Genomic DNA, 23,272 nt, shown 5'->3' with positions numbered 1-23,272 from the left:
CCTCCTAAAAATTTTTCTAAAAAGGGAGGAATAAAAATTGTTAAGAACATCTGTGGTGGGATTTCCTAGAATAGGTGCTAAAAGGGAATTAAAAACCTTAGTGGAAGCATATTTTAAGGGAAATATTTCCAGAGAAGCTCTCTTTTCCGGAGCTCAGGAATTGCGACGCAATCACTGGTTACTGCAAAAAAAGGAAGGGCTTGATTTGATTCCTTCTAACGACTTTTCTTTTTATGACACTTTTTTGGACATGGCCTGTATGTTAAACGTTATACCACTCAGGTACAAAGAACTCGGCTTAAATGATATAGATACCTATTTTGCAATGGCTAAAGGATATCAGGACGATAAACGCGATGTCAAGGCACTGGAAATGAAAAAGTGGTTTAACACCAATTATCACTATATTGTTCCTGAAATTGATGATAGTATCGAATTCAAGTTAAACAGCAGCAAAGTATTTGAAGAATATCAGGAAAGCCTAGCTGAAGGTATCGAAACCAAACCTGTAATCATAGGTCCTTTCACTTTTTTAAAATTATCCCGGATAAAAACTAACAAAGATTTCAACGAACTGCTTCTGGCAGTCTTACCAGTCTACGAGGAAATTCTGGACCGTTTCAATGACCTGCAGGTGAAAATGCTGCAGATTGATGAACCTGCCATTGTAATGGATTTATCTTCTGCTAAAGTTAACAGCTTTGTAAACATATATGAAAAACTTCTTGCCCGAAAAGGCAGGGTGAAGGTCTTGCTGCAGACCTATTTTGGAGACATACGCGATATATATAAAGAAGTTATCTCATTAGACTTCGATGCCATCGGGCTTGATTTTATAGAAGGAAAAAAGACCCGGCAGCTTATCCGGCAGTACGGTTTTCCTTCCGATAAAATACTGTTTGCCGGTATTGTAAACGGGAAAAATATCTGGATCAACAATTATGCCCTATCTATGTCTGTACTAGATGATATACTCAACTTTGTCAGCAGAGACCGCCTGGTTCTCAGTACTTCCTGCTCGCTCCTGCACGTGCCCTATACGGTAGAAAATGAGAATAAGATGGAGACCTATTATAAAGAAAATCTGGCTTTCGCCCGGGAAAAACTGAGGGAACTTACCGATTTGAAGCAACTGTTACAGGCAGATAATTACCAGGAAAATCTCATCTACCAGGCTAACCAGGAGATAATTCAAAGAAAGAAAATAAGTCAGGACTTCTTTTTTACCGACGTGCAAGCCAAAATCAGCAGTCTGAGCAGCAAAGATTTTATAAGACAGCCCAGCTTTAGCGAAAGGATCAAAAAACAAAAAGAAATACTCAATCTGCCTATATTCCCTACAACGACCATCGGCTCTTTTCCTCAGACAGCCGAAGTTAGGAAGCTGAGAAGCGATTACCGCAAAGGAAATATAGGCACAGAACAGTATAAAAATAAAATTCGCGAATATATAAGAGAAGCTATAAAAATACAGGAAGAAATCGGCTTGGATGTACTGGTTCACGGCGAATATGAGCGCAATGATATGGTGGAATATTTCGCAGAAAATCTGCGGGGATTTCTCATCACCCAGAACGGATGGGTACAGTCCTACGGGACCAGAGTGGTAAAACCACCAATCATATTCAGAGACGTGAAAAGAGAGAAAGCCATTACCGTAGAATGGATATGCTATGCCCAAAGTTTGACAAACAAACTAGTAAAAGGAATACTCACAGGTCCCATTACTATTCTCAACTGGTCTTTCCCGCGCGAAGATATCAGTTTGGAAGAAACAGCTTTCCAGATCGCCCTGGCCGTCAAAGAAGAAGTAATGGATCTGGAAGCGGCAGGCATCAAAATCATTCAAATTGATGAGGCTGCCCTTAGAGAAAAACTTCCGCTCAGGAAAACCGACTGGAATAGTGAATATCTAGACTGGGCCATTAAGGCATTTCGTCTGGTACATTCTTCGGTAAAAGCAGAAACCCAAATTCATACCCACATGTGCTACAGCGAATTTGCTGACATCATTAAGGAAATCGAAGCGATGGATGCCGATGTTTATTCCTTTGAAGCAGCTCGCTCTGACCTGTCTCTCCTTGATGTCCTGAAAGAGAACCGGTTCTGCAGAGAGATAGGACTTGGAGTATATGACATTCATTCGCCGCGTATACCAAAGGTAACTGAAATCCAGAATATACTAAATAAAATCACTGCTAAACTGGAAGTGCCAAAAATCTGGGTCAATCCCGACTGTGGACTGAAAACCAGAGGCATGGCCGAAACTGTACCAAGTTTAATCAATCTCGTAACCGCAGTACAAAAACAGCGTCAGATGCTTTAATATTTGAAAACTGCAGACTTTCACATCGGCTTTTTCCTGAAATCAACAAAAGGGGACGGTTCTTTTTTGCTGAACTTTTCCAGCAAAAGGAAATTTTCGTCAATTCAGAACCGTCCCCGATTTATGATTTAAAAATCGTTACCCCATCTCACTTAATCTCGTCCATTCTTCCTCCCCTGGTGAATAACAGGTAATACCTTCGCTTTTCAAGATAGCTTTGGCTGTTTCTAAATCACCATTATTGAGATCACGAATATTTAATCCTTTCTTAATCTGAATCCATTCCCTTTTTGACTCACCCAGCCGATGATAAGGAACAAGGGTAAGATAAGGCAGATTGATTTTTCGCAGAAATCTGCCCCATTCCACTAAATTTTCGGTCGTATTTGTAATATCAGGTATGAGAGGTAAACGGGGCCAAACCGGAGGACCTGTATGGTTATGACCTAATACTGCCAGTGTCTCAAGATTATACTTGATCCTGCTATTACCGGTTCCGCAAAATTGGCGGTGCTTAACATCATCAAAGATTTTAATATCAAAAAGTATTAAATCTAATTTTGATAAAAAATTCCATACTTCCCGGGCAGAATCTCTGCTTTTGGCCAAGATTTTACTGTTATCCCGGGGAACAATACCATCCAGATTAAACAACCCGCAGGTTTCTGCTGCCAAATGCACACCTTCACTGCGTAACCTATCAGCCAGTTCAGCTGCAAAACCTGAAAATAAAGTAGGTTCACCCCCGGAAAAGGTTACCCCTCCTCCCGAATTTTTATAGTATGTATATTCCGGTCGCAGGGATTCCAGGATCGATTCTACCGACTGTTCGAGCCCCAAACCTTCTAAAGCCCCTGAAGGGCAATTCTGGACACAGGTAAAACAGAGCCTGCATCGCTCCCGATCCCAGTGTCCCGGAGATTTTATTGCTTTCTCAGGACATATATCCATACAGTATCCGCAGTTAATACAGAGGTGCTTTTTAAAAGCCAGCTCCGGATACATACTCCAGGACTCGGGATTATGACACCAGACACACCGCAGAGGACAGCCTTTAAAAAAAATTACACTTCTCACCCCGGGCCCATCCTGCAGGCAAAAATGCTGTACAGATAAAACCAGCGGCTGATGTCGCTCCTTTTTACTGTCATATAGCATAATCAAACCCAACCTCCAGATCAATTTATCCCTGCCCAAGAAGTATTTTGTCAGCCTCCATATTCCGTTCTGGCTATAATTTCGTCCTGAACATCAGGGGGTAAGTCCTTAAAATAGGCGCAATAACCGGCAACACGAACCAGAAGTCCAGGATATGCAGCAGGGTTTTCTTTAGCCTTGCGAAGCAAATCAGAGTCAATCATATTAACCTGTACCTGCATACCCCCTTGATCAACCAGATAAGAACGGAACAACGCAGCTACTGCCTTTTTTCCCGCCCGGTTGGCAACCACCTTTTTATCAAATTTTATATTCAAGGCCAGACAATTTCCGAAATTAAGATTATCAACAAAAGCCGCCGAACGGAGAGCCGCCGTCGGTCCTGTGCGGTCTGCCCCATTAGAGGAAGATAGACCATTGGATAAAACCTGCCCTGCTAAGCGTCCGTTAGGCATTGCCCCGGTCGCCTTTCCAAAAGGTACGTTGCAGGTCATTGAATATACCCCGACCAGGTACTGCCCACCCCGGGTATTGCGGTGGGCAGTAACAGCATCAGTAAACGCATCTACCGCAACCTGCATCATATAATCAACCTCGGGATTGCCGTTCCCATAATGAGGGAAACGGCTGATAATCTCTGTTCGCAAAACCTCATGTCCTTTATAATTGTTTTTTAATATTTGAGTAAATTCTTCCAAAGTAAGACGTTTATCTTCATATACCAGTTTTTTTATGGCATAAAGGGAATCAGCCACATCTGCCAGCCCAACGATTTGCAGTGAGGTAAAATCATACCGGGCACTGCCGGAAGTTATATCATACCCTTTTTCCAGGCAGCCTTCCGTCATAATGGAATTAACCGGACTAGTTCTGATTTTTCTATAGGCATTTTCCAGCCAGCCTATGACTTTAACCGCCTCGTCAACAACACTTGCTACCTGTTCGCGATAGGCTTTGACAACATCATCAAACGTTTTCATTGCTGAAACAGGTGGAGTTACCGGGCCCAATCTCTTACCAGGCAAGAACCCGGATGAAAATTTGCGGCCTCTGTTAAGAGCCAATTCCAGGCAGAGGGGCAGATTAAACAGAGCTGCATCAGAGGAGTTGTAGGTTCGACCCTGGCTGCCCAGCTCAACACAACCAATAACCGCATAATCCCGCGCATGTTCCCTGGTCATGCCTGCATTTTCTAATGCTCGAACTATAGCCTTATCTCCGAATAAAGCCGGAGAACCATTCCCCATTTGGAGAACCTCAACCGCCTTTTCCAGCAGCCAATCCGGGGTATGTTCATGTATCCTCACATGAATATTAGGTTCACGGGTCAATATCTGGGCATAGGCATCGAGAAATAAGGCAGACAGCTCATTGGTAACATCATGCCCTTCAACATCTGTTCCCCCCAGGGTTATACCCTGCCCCACCGTATTACCACTAAAAAACTGGTCTATTCTCTTGGAAAACAACGGCATGGTTTCACAGCATTTCAACTGAAAACTGGCTATTAATTCAACAGCCTTTTCCGGATTAAGGCGGCCTTCCTCAATATCACGGAGATACAGGGGATAAAGGATTTGATCAAGGCGTCCCCAGGAAAGCCCCTGTTCATAATCTTCAAGATTCATGATTATGTGCATCAACCAGCAGGATTGAAGTCCCTCCCAAAAAGTTCGCGCCGGATTATAAGGTACATGGCGACAGATACCGGCTAATTCCTGAAGTTCCTTACTGCGTTCAGGGGATGTTTCCGGGAGGGCTGCCAGCCTTTCCGCTTCATCAGCCAGGTTTGCTGCCATTTTGCATATACCGTCAATAGTTATGCGAATAGCATTATAAAAAGCAATCTGATCATCATTAAGTGGGGTGCCATCAATAAGCTTTTTAGTTTCCAAACAGGTTCTAGCTATCTCATCTGCACGTCTGAGCCCGTGGTGCACTATATTCCAGTAATTACCTGCCTGATGGGAAATACCAGCTACTTCGGTAACAAAATAGCGCTGAGCCAAAAAGGTGTTATTGATCAAATATGATATACGTCCGGGATGCTTAAGAAAGGCTTCCCATCCCACACTGCGTTTCAAATTACGAATGCCCAGATAAAATAAATGCAGCTTTTCGCGAGGACTGAGATGCAGCGGTACTGCCCTTTTTTCAAGGCGAAAGATGTCCTCTAAAATATTTATGGAACCACCTTCAGGATAATAATTGGCCGCAATACGTTTGGAAGTCATATTGCCTATTATGAGCTCATGATTATAAATTCGGGGCTTACGATGAGAAAAAACATAAGCTAAGGCCTTGGCACGCTTTACAAGGTAATGATCATGAGGGGAATAATCCCTGGAGTGCCAGAATTTATCGAGTAAAACCGGACGTTCCAGACAGATGGAATAAGGGCTGGCCAGAAGTTCAGCCTTAATATTTTCTATGCGTTCAGTCGGTTCATAAAAAGAAGTCGGCGCACTAAACTCAGCATCGTTTCCTATCCGGTGGACAGAATCCTTCGAGTTTGCCACTGATGGCATCAAACTCCCCTCCCTCCATATCACAGGGACAGTCCTAGTGATATATTATGTTCTTATAATCGGATTGATTACTCTAATGATGCAAAAACGATTCTATTGATACCCAAACAAAGGCAAACAAAAAGAGACGATTCTGATTTAACGACTTTTACCATAAAAAGTAAAAAATCGTTAAAAAAGAACCGTCCCCGTTTGATGATTGGTTTTAGTGGCGAAGAAAGTTTAAGGGATTAAGGGTTTTATTTCTGTATCTCACCTCAAAATGCACATGAGGTCCAGTAGTCCTGCCTGTTGTACCAACAGTAGCAATTATTTGCCCTCTTCTTACCTTTTGTCCCTTTTTCACTTTTAGGCTCCTAGCATGAGCATAAACTGTCTGTTTGCCGTCTAAATGTTCTATTATTACCATATTGCCGTAAACCGCTTTATATCCGCTGAAAACCACCACACCGTCTGCAACTGCCCTGATCGGATCTCCTCTTTCTCCTGCAATATCTAAGCCATGATGAAAACCGCTCTTACGCCAACCGTAAGGAGATGTTATAGTTCCTATCAAAGGCCAGGCATAGCTCAAAGTTTTAAATTTAACCGACCGGGAAGGTCGAGTTGTCAATTTACTTACAGGAACACCTGGGCTGTCATCAGGTATCTTCAAGGTATCTCCTATCATCAACTGGTTGGGGTTTTTTTCCTTATTAGCATTAATTAGCTTATCCACGCTGATATCATAGCGCATAGCAATATCCCACATAGTTTCGCCCGGTTTGATAACATGGATCCGCGTATTCCTGGCAGGAAAAACAAGCACCTGTCCTATGGATAATATACTCTTTTCATTAATATTATTCATAGCCATGATCATTTTTATATCAACTCCATACTTCATGGCTATGTCCCACAAAGTATCGCCGCTTTTAACCCGATAATATTTAATCTGACTCCGGGTTAAAATACTCCCTGTCTTACATGCAGGCATAAAACTTCCTTCATATAAGGCAGCCATTGTCGGAATATTTACGGCAAAGCTGAAGTAAGCACACAAAAGGAGTAAAAATATCCATCTGTGCTTCACTAAAATTCCACCTCATTTCCTTAAAAACGCATAAGCCGCTCTGCTTTATAATTCTTGCCCGGAAATGAGGTTTTTATTCATTTTTATCTTTTGCCAAAAACTATAGGTGCTGCTCTCAAAAGATCTGTATTGGAAGAAGTTTTAAGCATGGTATCCCTGATTACCTGCATGCTTTCTACCGGTGTGTATTCATTGAAGGTATTACGCAGATTCCAGGTTAATTCCATCTCTTCAGGAGCTAACAAGAGTTCCTCTTTACGGGTTCCTGATCTTTTTATATCAATAGCCGGGAATATCCTTCTTTCTGCCAGTTTGCGATCCAGCACCAGTTCCATATTTCCTCGTCCTTTAAATTCTTCGAAAATAACTTCATCCATTCGAGAGCCGGTTTCTACAAGAGCTGTTGCGATAATAGTAAGGCTTCCCCCTTCTTCGACATTGCGCGCAGCCCCGAAAAATCTCTTCGGCTTGTCCAAAGATGCCGGATCTATTCCCCCGGACAATGTGCGACCGCTGGGAGGAACCACTAAATTATAGGCTCGGGCCAGACGGGTAAGACTGTCCATCAGTATAACTACATCTTTTTTATGTTCAACTAATCTCTTCGCTCTTTCTAATACCATATCAGCAACCTTTACATGGTTTTCCGGCGGTTCATCAAAAGTAGAAGCTACCACTTCTGCCTTAGTAGAGCGCTCCATGTCAGTAACCTCTTCCGGCCTTTCATCAACCAGCAAAATAATCAGTTTAATTTCCGGATGATTTTTAGTTATACCTTGGGCAATTTTTTGCAGAAGAATAGTTTTCCCTGCCTTGGGGGGAGCAACTATAAGTCCTCTTTGTCCCTTGCCTATAGGAGCAATCAAATCAATAATACGGGTTGAAATTTCGCGCGGTTCAGTTTCCAGAACAATCTTCTCTGTAGGATAAAGCGGGGTAAGATCATCAAAATGTATCCTTTTTACTGCTTCTTCCGGTGGAAAACCATTTATCGCCTCTACCTTAAGGAGTGCGAAAAACCTTTCATTTTCCTTGGGGGAACGGACATGTCCATAAACTAAATCCCCGGTCTTAAGCTCAAATTTGCGGATCTGAGAAGGCGATACATATATATCCTCACTGCTGGGGAGATAAGTAAAAGGCCTCAAAAAGCCATACCCATCAGGCATTATCTCTAAGACTCCCTGAGCCTGCAGAACTTCGTCCGCCTGGGTAAGAATTTTGGTGAGCTCCATTACCAGATCTTTTTTGCGTAGTTTATAATATCCGCTTATGTTGTGTTCTTTGGCCAACTGATACAACTCAAGCACCGTTTTTTTCTCTAAATCAGCGATATTCAATTTATTCCTCCTTCCTTTTCCAAACCAGGGAGCCTTAAAAAGGCTCCCTCTCCAGAAATTATTTACCATTCCAGCATAAGTTTAATCCGTTTATCTTTAAAAAGTGGCTTTTTATCCAGACAGTGGTCAGCTTCTATCAGCCTTATTGTTCCGGAAGTGCTGCGCATAACCACAGTCTGGGTTCTTGCCCTGCGTTTATAATATCTTACACCTTTAAGCAAAAAAGAATCGGTTATCCCGGTAGCAGCAAAAATAACATCATCAGATTTTACCAGTTCGTCAATTGTGAATATTTTATTTATATTATTTATTCCCATAGCCTGACAACGTTTAACTTCTTCTTCATCTTCAGGGTAAAGACGGGCCTGAAAATCTCCTCCCATGCACTTTAAGGCAGCAGCAGTAATTACTCCTTCCGGAGCACCTCCTATCCCTAAAAGAATATCAACCCCTGAATCTTTATAGGCCGTTGCCACTCCAGGTGAAACATCTCCGTCGCTTATAAGCTTAATCCGTGCCCCCACCCTCCTTATTTCTTCAATAATCTGGGCATGGCGGGGACGGTCTAATATTACAGCCGTAACTTCACTTATAAGTTTTCCCTGAGCCTTGGCAACTTCTTTTATGTTTTCCCTTACGGTAGCATCTAAATGTACTCTGCCCTTACATTCCGGTCCTACCGCAATCTTATCCATGTACATGTCAGGAGCATGTAAAAGGGTTCCCCGCGGAGCAACTGCCAAAACGGCAATTGCTCCATTAAGCCCTTTAGCCACTATGTTGGTTCCCTCTAAAGGATCAACTGCTATATCAACCTCAGGGGGAACTCCCATACCTACTCTTTCTCCGATATAAAGCATGGGAGCCTCATCCATTTCCCCTTCCCCTATAACTACCACTCCATCTACGGAAACAGTATCAAACATAGCCCGCATAGCAGTAACCGCTGCATCATCAGCTGCCTCTTTATCTCCTTTTCCCACCCAGCAGGCAGCCGCTAAAGCAGCAGCCTCAGTTACCCGGGCAAATTCCAGCGCCAGTTCGCGTTCCAAAACTAAACCCTCCAATTCCTTAATTATCCTGAAAAGCCTTCTTATAATCATCAAGAAATCTTGCAATTCCCGCCTCAGTAAGCGGATGAGCTATCATCTGTTTAATTACTTTGTAGGGGACAGTAGCAATATGAGCTCCAATTTTGGCTGCCTCAAGGACATGAACTGGATGTCTTATACTGGCAGCTATAACCTCAGTCTCCAAGATATACTTGTCAAATATATCCATTATGTCCCTTAAAAGCACCAACCCATCATAGCTAATATCATCAATACGCCCTAAAAATGGGCTCACATATTTAGCACCTGCTCTGGCAGCCAACAAAGCCTGGTTGGCAGAAAAAACCAGAGTGGCATTGGTTTTAATGCCCATATCTTTTAAGGATTTTATAGCTTTAAGTCCTGTTTCATTAAGGGGAATTTTTATAACTACATTGGGATGAATAGCGGCTAAACTTTGAGCTTCTTCAACCATTGAGGAAAATTCGGTTGAAATAACTTCGGCACTTACCGGACCGTCTACTACCCTGCAGATCTCAGCTATCACTTCTTTATAGTCGCGCCTTTCCCTGGCAATCAAGGTGGGATTTGTCGTTACCCCTGCTAAAAAACCCATTTCGTTTATTTCTTTTATCTCTTCTATATTAGCAGAATCTATAAAAATACGCAAAATCTATCTTCACCCCTTTTTCTCCATAATTGTCTATTTTAATGGGGAGATCAAAGCTGATCCCCCCATCTAAAAGAAACCTTATTCTAACTCATTTTTTAAGCCTTGTTAGAACTTCCGAAAATTCTTATTTTTTCTCTGATAATTTCCACTGTAGCATCACGGGCAGGTCCCAATATTTTGCGCGGATCTATCTCATCCGGTTTTTCAGCTATAACTTTACGCATTGCCCCTACAAAAGCTTCCCTTATGTTGGTGTCAATATTAACCTTGCACACTCCGAGCTCAATAGCCTTCCTTATCGATTCATCAGGCACACCGGAAGAACCGTGTAAAACAATAGGGATTCTGGTGAGTTCTTTTATTTTGGCCAACCGCTCAAAATCAAGTTTAGGTTCTCCTTTATATTGGCCGTGGGCAGTCCCTATTGCTACTGCTAAACTCTCAACCCCTGTTTGTTCTACAAAGTATTTGGCTTCTTCCGGGTCAGTAAACATAGCCTCTCTTTCGCTTACATGGATATGGTCTTCTGTCCCTCCTATTTTACCCAGCTCAGCTTCTACTGATACCCCTATCGGCCTTGCAATTTCTAAAACCTTTTTAGTCATAGCGATATTTTCTTCTAAGGGAAGCTTGGATCCATCATACATAACAGATGTAAAACCGCTTCTTATACATTTTACCACCTGAGCAAAATCAGTTCCATGATCCAGGTGAAGGGCTACCGGCACATGAGTAGACTCGGCCGCTATTTTTACCATTTCGGTAATATAACAAAGACCTGCATAGTTTAATGCCCCCTGACTGGCCTGCATTATAACTGGAGCATTTTCCAGTTCAGCAGCCTTTACAATAGCCTGCACAATTTCCATATTATTGGCATTAAAGGCACCAACCGCATATCCTTCACGATCCGCCTTCCATAAAAGTTCGCTTACCGCTACCAGTGGCATAAAAAATCACCTCTTAAACAATTTTTTGATGGCAATCCTTATTAACCAGGTCATTAACCATTTCTACAAGTTCAAATATATCAAAAGGCTTGGTAATACATTCTTTTACTCCCGCTTTTAAAGCCTCTTTAGCTACTTCCATTTCCCCATAGGCAGTCATCATAATAATATTAATATCTCCATAATCGGTCAATATCCTTTTTACTGCCTCTATCCCGTTCATATTAGGCATTTTCATATCCATAAGGACAATATCAGGCTTAAATTCAGCTGTTTTAGCCACTGCTTCTCTGCCATCAGCAGCCAGAATAACTTCCCATCCTTCTCTTTTAAAAAGCTCTTCCAAAAGCCTCCTTATCCCTTTTTGATCATCTGCTATAAGTATACGCTGCCCCATAAGACTTCCTCCTAAAAATATCTGCTATATATTTCGCTATATGTATTACTTATCCTGCTAATTTTTTCAGCAAACTTTCCTACATAAATTTACAATTTTCTAATAGGAAATCGGAGACATTGTAGCCACTCCTATTACCAGCAACACCGCTAATGCTATTAAGACAACAAAAGGAATCAGCATAACAATAATAGCCTTTCCGGTATCGATAAGTAAGGCCTCCCTTACTGCCAGAACCTGCAAAACTAAAACCCAGATGCCTACTGCCAGGCTTATTAAAATTGCCAGCCACTGTATACCGGCTAAAGAAAACAGGTATTCCAGCGCAGGTCCTAAAACACCGGGAATAGAAGCAAATGAAAGGCAAGTCAAAAGTCCTACGGCGTTGCTTTTTCTGTAAATTATCTCACCTATAAGGGAAAGAAGGGCAGCCGAAATAAAAAGCATAAAAAAAGAAATTATTCCAGTAATTACACTTATAAACCACCCTATCTGCACAGGCAGCGATAAATTAGAGAGCTCATAACTCAAATTACTATTTCCTTGCCCCACTATAATGTTAAATATCAAAACAACCAAAAAAACTAGAAGCCCCTGCCCTAAAGGTTTATTTTCTGCCAAATAACGGAGGGTTTTCACCGGTTCAAACAAAATACCATAAATAATCTCGGTAAAACTCATATAAATTCTTCTCTCCTTTTAACGAAGTTCCATAATGTTATCTTTAAAAAGGATATCACCTGCCCGGACATTGCTTAAACCCAGTTTTTGCCAGAAATTAGGCTGGTTCAACACCTCTACTGTAGCTTCCCCTTTTTTAATTCCTGCCATTTTTTCTGCCTGTCTTATAGCATCATAATAATTGCCCAATCCATCAATCAAGCCCAGCTTCAAAGCCTGCCGTCCTGAAAATATACGTCCATCCGCAATTTTGAGAAGTTCTTCTTCGGAAATCTTCCCTTCTCTTCCTTTTTTTACCTGTTCCAAAAATTGCTCATAAGAATCATCAATCAAACTCTGCAAAAGCTGTCTTTCCTCCAGAGTCAGAGGTCTTGCTGGCGACCCTATATCCTTATGTTCACCGCTTTTAATGGTTTCCATCTTTATCCCCAGCTTGCTGTACAGTTCCTCCAGGTTGGCAAGCTGCATAATAACCCCTATGCTTCCTGTTAAAGTTCCTCCGTTAGCCATTATATAGTCTGTGCTACAAGCTAGCCAGTATCCTCCGGAAGCACACATATCCCCCATAGAAGTAACTACCGGTTTTCCTGCTTTACGTAGCTTATCCAGTTCCTCAGCAATCTCCTGAGAAGCAGCAGCAGTTCCACCCGGACTGTTAATGCGCAGTACAACAGCTTTTATATCCTGCCTCTCCCGGGCGGTTTTTATATTTTCCATTATCTCAATGGCATTTGCCCCTCCGCTATCCATAATACCGGATAAGCCACTGCCGGTAATTGTCCCCTCAACATTTATAATACCTATAACTGAATCTGAACCAGCAAAATTCGTTTTTCCCTTTTCATTGACAACTGCTATAGAACCTACAACAAGTAAAAAAACAAGCATAAAGGCAACTACCAACTTTTTTTTCATTTTACAGCCCCTCCTCACTACCAGTTAAATAAACCATCCGGTTATCTGCTTCCAGTTTTCCTGGTTCTCCCTGTGAAATATAAAACCGGGGGACATTATCAGAGGTTAAAGTCTTTCTCACCGGGACTTCCACTTCATCTCCTACGTCTATTTCGGCTTCTAAAGGAAGCTCTACTAAAGCCATCTGCATGAAAACCTTTCCTCTTACCGGATATAATTTTCCTTTTATCTTTACCTTCATGCAGTAACGGGGATCATTCAGATAAGCCAAAAATCTTTTAGCCGTTATCTTCAAAAAATCAATAAATCCGACAGGTGGATTAGCAACTTCCAGAGCCAATCCGTCCCTGAAGCCTACGGGAATTACTGCAATTTTGGCATCCTTTTTAAGCCGATAAGTCTTAAAATACCCCAGATAGCTTCCTTTTGAAACCTCTTTTATGGATATAATCCTGCTCTTAAATTTATATGGGTCTTTTAAGTTAAGCCTTTTTTCAAACTTGCCCAGTGGATGCTGTCCGGACAGAAGAGTCCCTATTCTTACCGCATTTAAATGCATATGGGAATAGCGTAAAAAAACTGTGCTGTTTGCACAATGCTTGATAGGAATATCAAACCCTTCTCTTTCCAAACGCGAAACTACCTGCATAAAATGTTTAAACTGCTTTTCAGTATATTTTTCATCTGCTGCATAAGCCATATGAGTGTATATCCCTTCTATATATATGCAGGGATTGCCACTTAAATACCTGCACACCTCCAGGGCTTCTTCTTCATTGAGTCCAAAACGATGAAGTCCGCTTTCAATCTTAAGGTGCACCCTGGCCATCTTATTAAGCCGCATAGCAGCTTCATTTAAGATTTCAGCCTCTTTATAAGAGGTTATGCTTATTACTACATTATTTTCCACCGCCTGTTTCATATCTTCGCTATCAATCAAGGGACAAAAAAGCATAATACTCGCCTTTAAGCCTGCATTTCGCAATTTTAAGGCTTCCTCCAAATAGCTTACCGCAAAAAAATCTACTCCATTATTGTATAAAAGCTGCGCAACCGCCACAGCCCCATGACCATAGGCATCAGCCTTGACCACTGCTATAAGCCTTACATCCTCATCCAAAATCTTTTTTATTTCCGTAAAATTAGATTTTATCGCATCTAAGTCAATTTCTATCCATTTGTCATAACCTGGAGCTGGCACATTTATTCCTCCTTATTTTGAGGCTTTTTAAGCCTTTTCCGGGTAATTTTAAGATAAACCGGCAAAATTTTAGTCCATAAGAAGTAAAAAAAAGGAGAATAAACCTTGTCCCATTCACCTATAAACTCAGTAAGTTCAGCTCCAAAACCTTTTTTAAAGCGATACAACCCGTAAAGAGGATTGTTTTCGTCTAAATCGCCAGAAACCCCTCTAAAATCATACAAAGTACATCCCATTTCTTTAGCCCACTTTATCATGTGCCACTGCAGAAGATAATTTGGCATAACATTGCGGTGGCGATTGCTAGAAGCTCCGTAAAGATACCAAACCTTCCTTCCTGTCCTCATAGCTATGGTCCCTGCAATAACTTCCCCTTCATACTCTGCCATAAAAATCTTGGCATAACCGGCTTCTATCATATAATCCCATATCCACTCATAATATTCATAACCGCGGATGAGGAAATTATCGCGCTGAGCTGTTTCCTGTAATATCTCATAAAAAACCTTTAAATCTTCTTTTCCTCTCGCCTCCCTTATTTTTACTCCTCTTCTTTCAGCCAACCTGATATTATATCTCCATTTTGAATGCATATTTTTAAGCAAAGCTTCTTCATCTTGATTTATATCAAGGCGCATAACAAAATTAGGCTGAACCCCTTCAAAATCCAGACCAGTTTCATTTTTCCTAAAACCGCACTTTTTAAGAATATCGGCAAAAATCTGTTCATCTTTAGAAACATCTGGATCAATTTTAAGAAAAATTGCTCCATGTTCACGGGCAAGCCGTTCTGCCCCTTCAAATAAAAGGCGGTTTATCTCCTCATCGTGAATATCAGCAACCGGCCCTCTGGGGGCATAAAAAATTGATTTATTTATTCCTGGCAAAGGAAGCCTTCTCTTTAGAATCAGTAAAGATGCCTTAACCTCTCCATCCTTTTCCAAAACCAAAGGCAGCATCTCCCAACCCATTCCTTTTTTTACCATTCCCCACTCCCATAACTGCAGAAAATGCCCCTTATCATGTGACTCCACAAAATTATTGAACATCGGTTTTTCCTTAACATTAATTACTCTTGTTCTGTACATAAACCTGCTCCCTCTTCTGAATTTTATTATTTGCGAAGGCGCTGTTTATTGCTATTATGCCCCTTCCTAATAAGATTCTAACATATTTAGATGTCAGACACTTTTTGTAAATTTTTTAATACAAGGCAGGATATTTTTTGTTTCTTGAGAATATTCTAATATATGTCATTAATAACAACATTTTTTAAATTTTACTGATTATTTTTCAAACACAGAGGGATCCGCTTGTCTAAAAAAGGGGGGATTTTTTTGAAAACTTACCTGGACGAATATAAACGTAAACTTATAACTGCCGAGCAGGCAGCCAAATTGGTAAAATCGAATTCCATCATCGAATACGGTATGTTTGCTACCAAACCGGTAGATTTTGATGCTGCTCTAGCCAAAAGAGCGGGAACTGATCTACAAAATGTCGCCATAAGAGCTACCGGCTCTGTTCTTCCCATTCCCGAAGTAATAAAAAATGATCCTGAACAAAAAACCTTCCAGTATTTCAGTTGGTATTTCACTGCCTTAGACCGTAAAGCCGGGGATTTTGGGCTTTCTACCCATAATCCCTTTAACTATCATGAAGCAACTATGTTGGCTTACGACCCTAACTTTTCCCGCCTCTGGGCGGATGTATGGGTGGCTCAGGTCACTCCCATGGATAAACACGGATGTTTTAACTTCGGAATTGCCAATTCCCACAGCCGTGGCCTAGCATTAAACGCAAAAATAGCCATTGTTGAAGTAAACGAAAATCTTCCCCGCTGCCTGGGCGGAAATGATGAGTACATCCATATAAGTGAAGTAGACTATATAATAGAAGGATCTAACAGCCCTATTTTTACTTTACCGCCTGCTCCGGAGCCCAGCCCTGCTGAAAGACGGATAGCTGAACTCATCGTAGAAGAAATCCCGGACGGCGCTTGCTTACAGCTGGGGATAGGAGCCTTGCCCAATCTTATCGGAACTATGATCGCAGAATCAGATTTGAAAAATCTGGGGATTCAAAGTGAGATGTTCTGCGATGCCTTTGTCAAAATGTATGAAGCAGGTAAAATCACCAACTCCAAAAAAGCTTATGACATAAACAAATCAACCTATTCATTTTGTCTGGGAACCCAGGAAACTTATGAATTTCTCGATGACAATCCGCAACTCGCGTCATGCACTGTCTACTACACCAATGCACCTGATCGCATAGCCATGCACGATAACTTTATATCTGTAAATAATATCCTGGAAGTAGATCTTTTGTCTCAGGTATGTTCGGAAACCTTCGGCCTTCGCCAGATATCAGGAACCGGGGGCCAGCTTGATTTTGTAATCGGAGCTTTCCATTCCAAAAACGGGAAAAGTTTTCTAGCCTTTACTTCTACCTATAAAGATAAAGAAGGAAAAATCCATTCTCGCATAAAACCTCTGCTTACCCCGGGGGCAGTAGTAACTGTTCCCCGCTCGGTCGTGCACTATCTGGTAACCGAATACGGCAAAGCCAATTTAAAAGGCTTATCCATCTGGGGCAGAGCCGAAGCTTTAATTAACCTTGCCCATCCCGACTTCCGTGATGACTTGATCAAAGCCGCAAAAGAAATGAAACTGTGGTCGCGAACCAACCGTATACCTTTTTAAAAAATCAGCACAAAAAACAGGCTAGAAAGCCTGTTTTTTGTTTTTCTCCCTGTATTGTAAAGCATTTTTAACCAGTCCTAAAAATAAGGGATGAGGACGATTGGGCCTTGATTTATATTCCGGATGAAACTGGCAGGCTACAAACCAAGGATGTTCTTTAAGCTCTATTATCTCTACTAATCTGCCATCAGGAGAAACCCCCGATATCATGAGTCCATTTTCTTCCATTATTTCGCGGTATTCATTATTGAATTCGTAGCGGTGCCGGTGTCTTTCACTTATATCTTCCTGTTTGTACACTTCATAAGTTCTAGTCTCCTTCTTTATGCGGCAAGGATAAGCCCCTAAGCGCATAGTTCCGCCTTTATTTTCAATATTTTCCTGGTCGGGCATCAAATGAACTACCGGATGGGGAGAATCAGGTGCAAATTCTGAACTGTTAGCACCTTTTAAACCACAAACATTACGGGCAAATTCAATAACTGCACACTGCATCCCAAGACATATGCCTAAATAGGGAATATTATTTTCCCGGGCATACCGGGCAGTGGCAATCTTTCCTTCTATTCCCCTCTCTCCAAAACCGCCGGGAACTAAAATGCCATCAACATCTTTGAGGTACTTTTCTGCCGACTCTTTTTCTATCTTCTCAGCATAAATCCACTTTATCTCCACTTCGGCATTATAGCAAAATCCAGCATGCTTGAGAGATTCAACTATACTCAAATATGCATCCGGAAGTTCCACATATTTCCCTACCAATCCAATAACCGCTTTTCTCTCCAGATTATTTATCCTCTTAACCAACTCTTTCCATTCGCTCAGATCCGCTTCCCCGCAATTTAACCCTAATCTTTTAATTACTTCTTTATCCAAATCTTCTTCAGCTAGCATAAGCGGAACTTCATATATGGAAGATGCATCCTTTAGCTGGATTACTGCCCTTCTATCTACATCACAAAATAAAGCCAGCTTAGCTCTTAGCTCTTCTGATAAATCCCTTTCAGTTCGACACACTAAAATATCAGGCTGTATCCCAATGCTCCTAAGTTCTTTTACACTGTGCTGGGTAGGCTTGGTCTTAAGTTCACCTGCCGCCTTGATATAAGGCACAAGGGTCACATGTATATATAAAACCCTTTCCCGGCCTAAATCTACCTTAAGCTGTCTTATTGCTTCCAAAAAAGGAAGTGATTCTATATCTCCTACTGTTCCTCCAATTTCCGTTATAACTACATCTGGTTTAGATTTCTGCTCAATTAAGGTAATCCTTTCTTTTATTTCATTGGTAATATGAGGTATTACCTGAACGGTCTGTCCTAAATAGTCGCCCCTGCGTTCCTTATCTAAAACTGCCTGATAAATACGGCCGGTAGTGCAGTTGGCATACTGGCTCAAGCTTTCATCGACAAATCTTTCATAATGTCCTACATCCAGGTCAGTTTCAGCCCCGTCATCAGTAACATATACTTCTCCATGTTGATAAGGGCTCATGGTTCCAGGATCAACATTTATATACGGATCAAACTTCTGCATAGATACTTTAAGTCCGCGGCTTTTCAGAAGCCTTCCTAAAGAAGCAGCTGTAATACCTTTGCCCAATGAAGATACAACCCCACCGGTAATAAATATATATTTAGTCACCTTTTAGAACCTCGCTTTCTAGCTTGCAAATCCTTTAGAATTTTACCTTCTTTATTTTCTAAAATCAACTAAAATGTATAGTCAAGAACTATAACTTCTCCTCTGGTATTATTTAGATCTTCTCTGGTTAAATCTAAATAATGTTTTTTAACTGTATAATCAAATTTGCTGGTAAAAGCCTCTACCGGTAATAAAGTAAAAGTAAGTGCCGGAGTAGCAAAATGCATGGGAATAATTATCGCCGGTTTTATTTTTTGAGCCAAAATAAAGGCTTCCTCCGCATCTATGGTAAAAGTTCCTCCCACCGGGACTAAAAGAATATCGACCTTGCCGATTTGGGAGACAAAATTATCGTCCAGCACATGCCCCAAGTCTCCCAAATGAAGCACATCAATACCTTCGGCAGAGATCTTATATATAATATTTTCTCCCCGGTCTTTACCTTCGTTTTTATCATGATAAGAAAGGTATCCGGTTATTTTTATGTTTCCAAACTCAAAAAAACCTGTACCTTTTACAGCTACCGGATTCCCTTTAAGAAGATGTACAGCATTATGATCATAATGGTCATGGCTTACCGTAGCAATATCAACTTCGCCTTCATATAAAGGGTATCCTACCCTTTCTTCAAAAGGGTCGGTAATTATCTTCTTCCCTTCAGTTTCTATCAAAAATGAAGCATGTCCCAACCATCTTATCTTCATGTTTAATCCTCCCTGCGCACGCGGCTGGTATCATAAAACCAGTACCCATCCCCCTGGTAATCTAAACGGTTGTCTAAATTAAGCCTTGTATAAATAGAGGTGATAGTTTCCGGATCATCATTTTTATTCATCCTCAAGGCGATCTCTTTAAGTAAATCCCTATAATACATAGGCTCTTTATTTTCCATTAAAATATCTACTGCCAAATCAGTTTCACTTTTCTTTCTCTGCACCGCAAACATCCCTCCTACATCTGTTCTGGAGCACTGACTCCCAGAACAGTCAAAGCATTTTTTAGAGTAATACGGGTTATATCCATGAGTAAAAGCCTGGCATCCTGCAATGCTTTATCTTCATGGTTTAACACCCGGTGACTGTTGTAAAAGCTATGGAAAAGAGCTGCCAAATCTAAGACATATCTGGCTATGCGGTGGGGCGCCATACTTCGGGCTGCAATATTTATTTCCTCCGGGAAATCCGCAATTTTACGCAAAAGCTCCAACTCTTCCGCTTCTTTAAGCTTTTTAGGATCAATTTCTTCTAATGGCGGAAGTTTAATGCCTAATGTTTCTGCCTGTCTGAAAATACTGCATATACGGGCATGGGCATACTGAACATAATATACTGGATTATCCTGACTTTGTTTTTTAGCAAGTTCTAAATCAAAATCCAAATGGCTGTCCGGGCTACGCATGACAAAAAAGAATCTAGCAGCATCTTTGCCTACTTCTTCAATCAATTCATCCAAAGTCACAGTAGTTCCGGTTCTCTTGGACATTCGGACAATATTGCCCCCTCGATACAGGCGCACCAGCTGCATAAGCAATATATCAAGGCGATCAGGGTCGTATCCTAAGGCTTTCATCGCCCCTTTCATACGGGCTACATGCCCATGATGGTCAGCTCCCCAGATATTAATAACCCAATCAAACCCTCTTTCAAACTTATCCTTGTGATAAGCAATATCTGCTGCAAAATAAGTCGGCAGGCCATTAGAACGCATTACAACCTCATCTTTTTCATCCCCGAACAAAGTAGACTTAAACCACAATGCCCCATCTTTTTCATAAACATATCCCTGCTCTTTAAGATAATCTATTACTTCCTTTACTTTGCCACTTTCATGCAAAGTCTTTTCACTGAACCAAACATCATATACTATCCCAAAATTTTCAAGTGACCGTCTTATATAAGTTATTTTTTCATTTAAAGCATATTCGACTAAAATTTTTCTTCTTTCTTCCGCTGGTAAATTCAGTAAACTATCGCCATAATGAACAATTATATTTTTAACTGTTTCAACTACATCTTGCCCTGCATATCCGTTCTCCGGGAAAGGCACATCATGTCCGGTAAGTTGCAGGTATCTGGCTTCCAGAGAATCCCCAAAAATTTCAATCTGATTTCCGGCATCATTTATATAAAATTCCCGTTCCACCTTATATCCAGCCAATTCCAGAACATTAGCCAGGGTATCGCCTAATGCACCTCCCCTTGCATTTCCCATATGCAGATTGCCAGTGGGATTGGCGCTCACAAATTCTACCTGCACCTTTTCCCCTTTTTCTCCATTATAGCCATACCTTTCTCCCATTTTTTGGACCAGAAGGGGAACATCATAAAGCCATTCCACAGATAAAAAGAAGTTAATAAACCCGGCACCAGCTACTTCCACTTTATTTATAAAACTCACCTTCGACAAATCCATCTTCTCAACAATAATTTCCGCAATCTTACGCGGTGCCATACGCGCCTGACGGGCTAAAAGCATGGCCACATTGCAGGCAAAATCTCCATGTTCTTTTTCCCGCGGAACCTCAATTACAAAATCAGGGATATTCTCATAATTTATAAGTCCCTCATCCTTAGCTTTAACCAGGGCATCTTTCACTGTATTCTCTAAAAAATTTTTAAGCTCCTGTATCGGATTCATCAAACATCCTCCTATTTTATTTTTCCCCTATATATTATGTCACAAAAATGGCAAAACTTATAAAAAACCTTCTTAGTGGACAAAATAAAATTACCTGAAAAACAGAAAGGAGTCAAAATATGCAGCTAAAACCAGGACAAAGATCAATATTAGCTTATTTTGCTGATGATAATAGTGCCAGAATGGCCGTTGAAAAACTTAAAGCGGAAGGATATACTGATGTTCAGCTTGACAGTATATCCCGGTTTCCCGGCAGCAGTCCAGGCAGAGGATCAAGTACCAGTATCTCTTCTATGGTTATCGGTAACACCGATTATGATCGCTCACTTGGTGCTCTCTTAGCCGCTGACCCCACGGTAAGCGGAATCTCCGCAGACTTTGACCTCCCGGGAGGATACTCTTATATGGTAACCGTAGTAACAGAAAACGAAAAAGCAAATAGTGCCGTAAATATCTTAAAAGAATACGGGGCTTCTGTATAGATAAACTATTCTTTCTTAAACCATCTGGCAAAATAATAAGAAAGATCCTTTTCTGATTCCAGTTTAATAATGTATAACAGATCCTCGGTAGAAGCAATATCATATTTATACTGGGCAAGATAGTGGCGCAGTATTTTGAAAACATTATCTTCGCCCAGTATTCCTTCTAATCCCCACCAGAATGATTCTCCCCCATAATACGCAGTCTGATAATAGTCCTGCCGTGAATACATATCTTTAAGTCCGCGAGCAAGATTAACCCCTTTTATATTCTTTTCAGAATGTTTTTTCCCTTTTACTTTCTCCTGATACTTAGAAGCACTATAATTAGCTAATCCTTCATCGAGCCAGGGTTCTCTTATCTGATCATTCCCCACCAGGCTATACCACCATTGATGGGCTATTTCATGAGCCATAATGAAACTTAAGCGTTCAGCAGGCAAATCAGGTTTCAGGAAATCTTCCTTCAAAAATATAAGACCTGAATATTCCATCCCTTCAAATCCCTGCATCGGCACAAAAACAATTTTAAAATCCCGATAAGGATAAGGACTAAAAGCTTTTGAAAAAAAGTTTAATATTGATGCAGCTTCTCTTAATATATTTACCGCTTTTTCTTTATAACTGTCCGGAATATAAAGCCTTATATATCCATTTTCTGTTTTAATTCCAAACTCTTTGTAATGATACATTAAGACCATTGAAAAGTCACGCACATTTTGCGCCTTGATAACATATCCCTGACGCCCGTTATCTTCCGGCGTTCGGGCTGTTTTAGAGCCATTTGAAACAACATCATATGCTTCGGGAATATTTAAATTTACAATATAGCTGGCACTGTGAAAAGTAAAGGGATCTCCAAAAGAAACATTTTCTGCCTTGAGCCAGCCTTCTTCAGTTAAAACATTTAAAGCCGGATAAAAATTGCTTAAAATAAAAACTCCATTTCTGCTGCCATACCGGTACGCAAGATATGGAATTTTAGCCTGCCATTCTATTTCAATCTTTATATCAGCTCCCTTATTTATCTTTTCAAAAAGAATAACTTCCAGATTAACCCCTTTATCAAGAAAAACAACTCTTTTCCCGTTAACTTTCATCTTTGATACCTTAAGCCAACCTTTATCAAATCCATTATAATATGCCTCTTCAGGAGCTGGAGTTTTATCTTTTTTAACAAAGGCATTAGGATAAACCGTAAACCACAAATCATTAAGATCCTGCCCAGAAGTATTAATCGTAGTAATAATAGATTTGCCGTAAAGCATCCGCTCGTTTACATCAAAATACAAATCCATTTGATACAAAGTCTTATCCGGGGCAGGAAAAAGCAAACTTTCCTCATCTTCTTCTGTAAAAGCAAAAACTGCTGTCTCTTTTGCCGGGGGCACAATCTCTCTAAAATAAATAACAAAGGCAGCACAAATAATCCCTAATATTAAAGCGGTAATATAAAATTTACTGCCCCGCAATCGTCCTCACCTGGCTTTCTTATATCTCACCCCAAAAAA

Annotated in this window: 20 protein-coding genes; 3 read left to right on the top strand and 17 right to left on the bottom strand. The window is 40.9% G+C overall.

The features are described from left to right. Positions 1-37: 37 nt before the first annotated feature. Positions 38-2,326 carry a 5-methyltetrahydropteroyltriglutamate--homocysteine S-methyltransferase gene (metE, locus tag H0Z36_RS00130; protein WP_296862717.1) on the top strand — a complete coding sequence of 763 codons (2,289 nt, stop codon included), beginning with the start codon at positions 38-40 and terminating at the stop codon, positions 2,324-2,326. A gap of 138 nt (positions 2,327-2,464) precedes the next feature. Here the strand turns inward: metE and H0Z36_RS00125 are convergent, their stop codons facing one another. The 12 genes from H0Z36_RS00125 to H0Z36_RS00070 all read right to left on the bottom strand — a co-directional run bounded on the left by H0Z36_RS00125 (position 2,465) and on the right by H0Z36_RS00070 (position 15,381). After that, positions 2,465-3,484, bottom strand: a complete 1,020-nt coding sequence (locus H0Z36_RS00125; RefSeq protein WP_296863347.1) for a glycyl-radical enzyme activating protein — start codon at positions 3,482-3,484, stop codon at positions 2,465-2,467. A 50-nt stretch (positions 3,485-3,534) separates the two neighbouring features. Continuing rightward, positions 3,535-6,012 carry a pyruvate formate lyase family protein gene (locus H0Z36_RS00120; RefSeq protein WP_296862715.1) on the bottom strand — a complete coding sequence of 826 codons (2,478 nt, stop codon included), beginning with the start codon at positions 6,010-6,012 and terminating at the stop codon, positions 3,535-3,537. Between the two features lie 205 nt (positions 6,013-6,217). Then, complete coding sequence (locus tag H0Z36_RS00115) at positions 6,218-7,084, bottom strand: M23 family metallopeptidase (protein ID WP_296862713.1); 867 nt, start codon at positions 7,082-7,084, stop codon at positions 6,218-6,220. A gap of 83 nt (positions 7,085-7,167) precedes the next feature. Then, positions 7,168-8,424 (bottom strand): transcription termination factor Rho, encoded by a 1,257-nt coding sequence (rho, locus tag H0Z36_RS00110; protein ID WP_296862711.1) that lies wholly within the window; start codon positions 8,422-8,424, stop codon positions 7,168-7,170. Between the two features lie 62 nt (positions 8,425-8,486). Next, a complete protein-coding gene (gene glpX, locus H0Z36_RS00105; protein ID WP_296863346.1) occupies positions 8,487-9,476 on the bottom strand; it encodes a class II fructose-bisphosphatase in 990 nt (329 codons plus the stop codon). Positions 9,477-9,495: 19 nt separating this feature from the next. Next, positions 9,496-10,146, bottom strand: a complete 651-nt coding sequence (fsa, locus tag H0Z36_RS00100; RefSeq protein WP_296862709.1) for a fructose-6-phosphate aldolase — start codon at positions 10,144-10,146, stop codon at positions 9,496-9,498. Between the two features lie 98 nt (positions 10,147-10,244). Further along, positions 10,245-11,099 (bottom strand): class II fructose-1,6-bisphosphate aldolase, encoded by an 855-nt coding sequence (locus H0Z36_RS00095; protein ID WP_296862707.1) that lies wholly within the window; start codon positions 11,097-11,099, stop codon positions 10,245-10,247. A 13-nt stretch (positions 11,100-11,112) separates the two neighbouring features. Then, positions 11,113-11,496 (bottom strand): response regulator, encoded by a 384-nt coding sequence (locus tag H0Z36_RS00090; RefSeq protein ID WP_296862706.1) that lies wholly within the window; start codon positions 11,494-11,496, stop codon positions 11,113-11,115. Positions 11,497-11,595: 99 nt separating this feature from the next. After that, complete coding sequence (locus H0Z36_RS00085; protein WP_296862705.1) at positions 11,596-12,177, bottom strand: Yip1 family protein; 582 nt, start codon at positions 12,175-12,177, stop codon at positions 11,596-11,598. A gap of 18 nt (positions 12,178-12,195) precedes the next feature. After that, a complete protein-coding gene (sppA, locus tag H0Z36_RS00080) occupies positions 12,196-13,092 on the bottom strand; it encodes a signal peptide peptidase SppA (protein ID WP_296862703.1) in 897 nt (298 codons plus the stop codon). A gap of 1 nt (position 13,093) precedes the next feature. Beyond that, on the bottom strand, positions 13,094-14,293 hold the full coding sequence (gene alr, locus H0Z36_RS00075) for an alanine racemase (RefSeq protein WP_296862701.1): 1,200 nt from the start codon (positions 14,291-14,293) through the stop codon (positions 13,094-13,096). A gap of 2 nt (positions 14,294-14,295) precedes the next feature. Next, positions 14,296-15,381 carry a peptidoglycan bridge formation glycyltransferase FemA/FemB family protein gene (locus tag H0Z36_RS00070; RefSeq protein ID WP_296862699.1) on the bottom strand — a complete coding sequence of 362 codons (1,086 nt, stop codon included), beginning with the start codon at positions 15,379-15,381 and terminating at the stop codon, positions 14,296-14,298. Between the two features lie 249 nt (positions 15,382-15,630). On the opposite strand from H0Z36_RS00070, the gene H0Z36_RS00065 reads away from it, so the two are divergent. Then, positions 15,631-16,998 (top strand): acetyl-CoA hydrolase/transferase C-terminal domain-containing protein, encoded by a 1,368-nt coding sequence (locus H0Z36_RS00065; protein WP_296862697.1) that lies wholly within the window; start codon positions 15,631-15,633, stop codon positions 16,996-16,998. Positions 16,999-17,019: 21 nt separating this feature from the next. Here H0Z36_RS00065 and H0Z36_RS00060 read toward each other — a convergent pair whose 3' ends face one another. The 4 genes from H0Z36_RS00060 to argS all read right to left on the bottom strand — a co-directional run bounded on the left by H0Z36_RS00060 (position 17,020) and on the right by argS (position 21,279). Next, complete coding sequence (locus tag H0Z36_RS00060; RefSeq protein WP_296862695.1) at positions 17,020-18,642, bottom strand: CTP synthase; 1,623 nt, start codon at positions 18,640-18,642, stop codon at positions 17,020-17,022. A 68-nt stretch (positions 18,643-18,710) separates the two neighbouring features. Beyond that, positions 18,711-19,346: an MBL fold metallo-hydrolase gene (locus H0Z36_RS00055; protein WP_296862693.1), complete on the bottom strand. Its 636-nt coding sequence runs from the start codon at positions 19,344-19,346 to the stop codon at positions 18,711-18,713. A gap of 2 nt (positions 19,347-19,348) precedes the next feature. Further along, positions 19,349-19,579 (bottom strand): DNA-directed RNA polymerase subunit delta, encoded by a 231-nt coding sequence (gene rpoE, locus H0Z36_RS00050; protein ID WP_296862691.1) that lies wholly within the window; start codon positions 19,577-19,579, stop codon positions 19,349-19,351. A 14-nt stretch (positions 19,580-19,593) separates the two neighbouring features. Beyond that, entirely contained in the window at positions 19,594-21,279 is a 1,686-nt protein-coding gene (gene argS / locus H0Z36_RS00045) for an arginine--tRNA ligase (RefSeq protein WP_296862689.1), read from the bottom strand. A 119-nt stretch (positions 21,280-21,398) separates the two neighbouring features. On the opposite strand from argS, the gene H0Z36_RS00040 reads away from it, so the two are divergent. Next, entirely contained in the window at positions 21,399-21,761 is a 363-nt protein-coding gene (locus H0Z36_RS00040) for a hypothetical protein (protein WP_296862687.1), read from the top strand. Between the two features lie 5 nt (positions 21,762-21,766). Here H0Z36_RS00040 and H0Z36_RS00035 read toward each other — a convergent pair whose 3' ends face one another. Beyond that, complete coding sequence (locus tag H0Z36_RS00035) at positions 21,767-23,233, bottom strand: M1 family metallopeptidase (RefSeq protein ID WP_296862686.1); 1,467 nt, start codon at positions 23,231-23,233, stop codon at positions 21,767-21,769. Positions 23,234-23,272: the final 39 nt, after the last annotated feature.

The organism is Thermosyntropha sp. (genome assembly GCF_017656155.1).
Lineage (GTDB): Bacteria > Bacillota > Syntrophomonadia > Syntrophomonadales > Syntrophomonadaceae > Thermosyntropha.
Note: the sequence above shows the minus strand (reverse complement) of the source record. Positions and strands in the feature narration are given on the sequence as shown.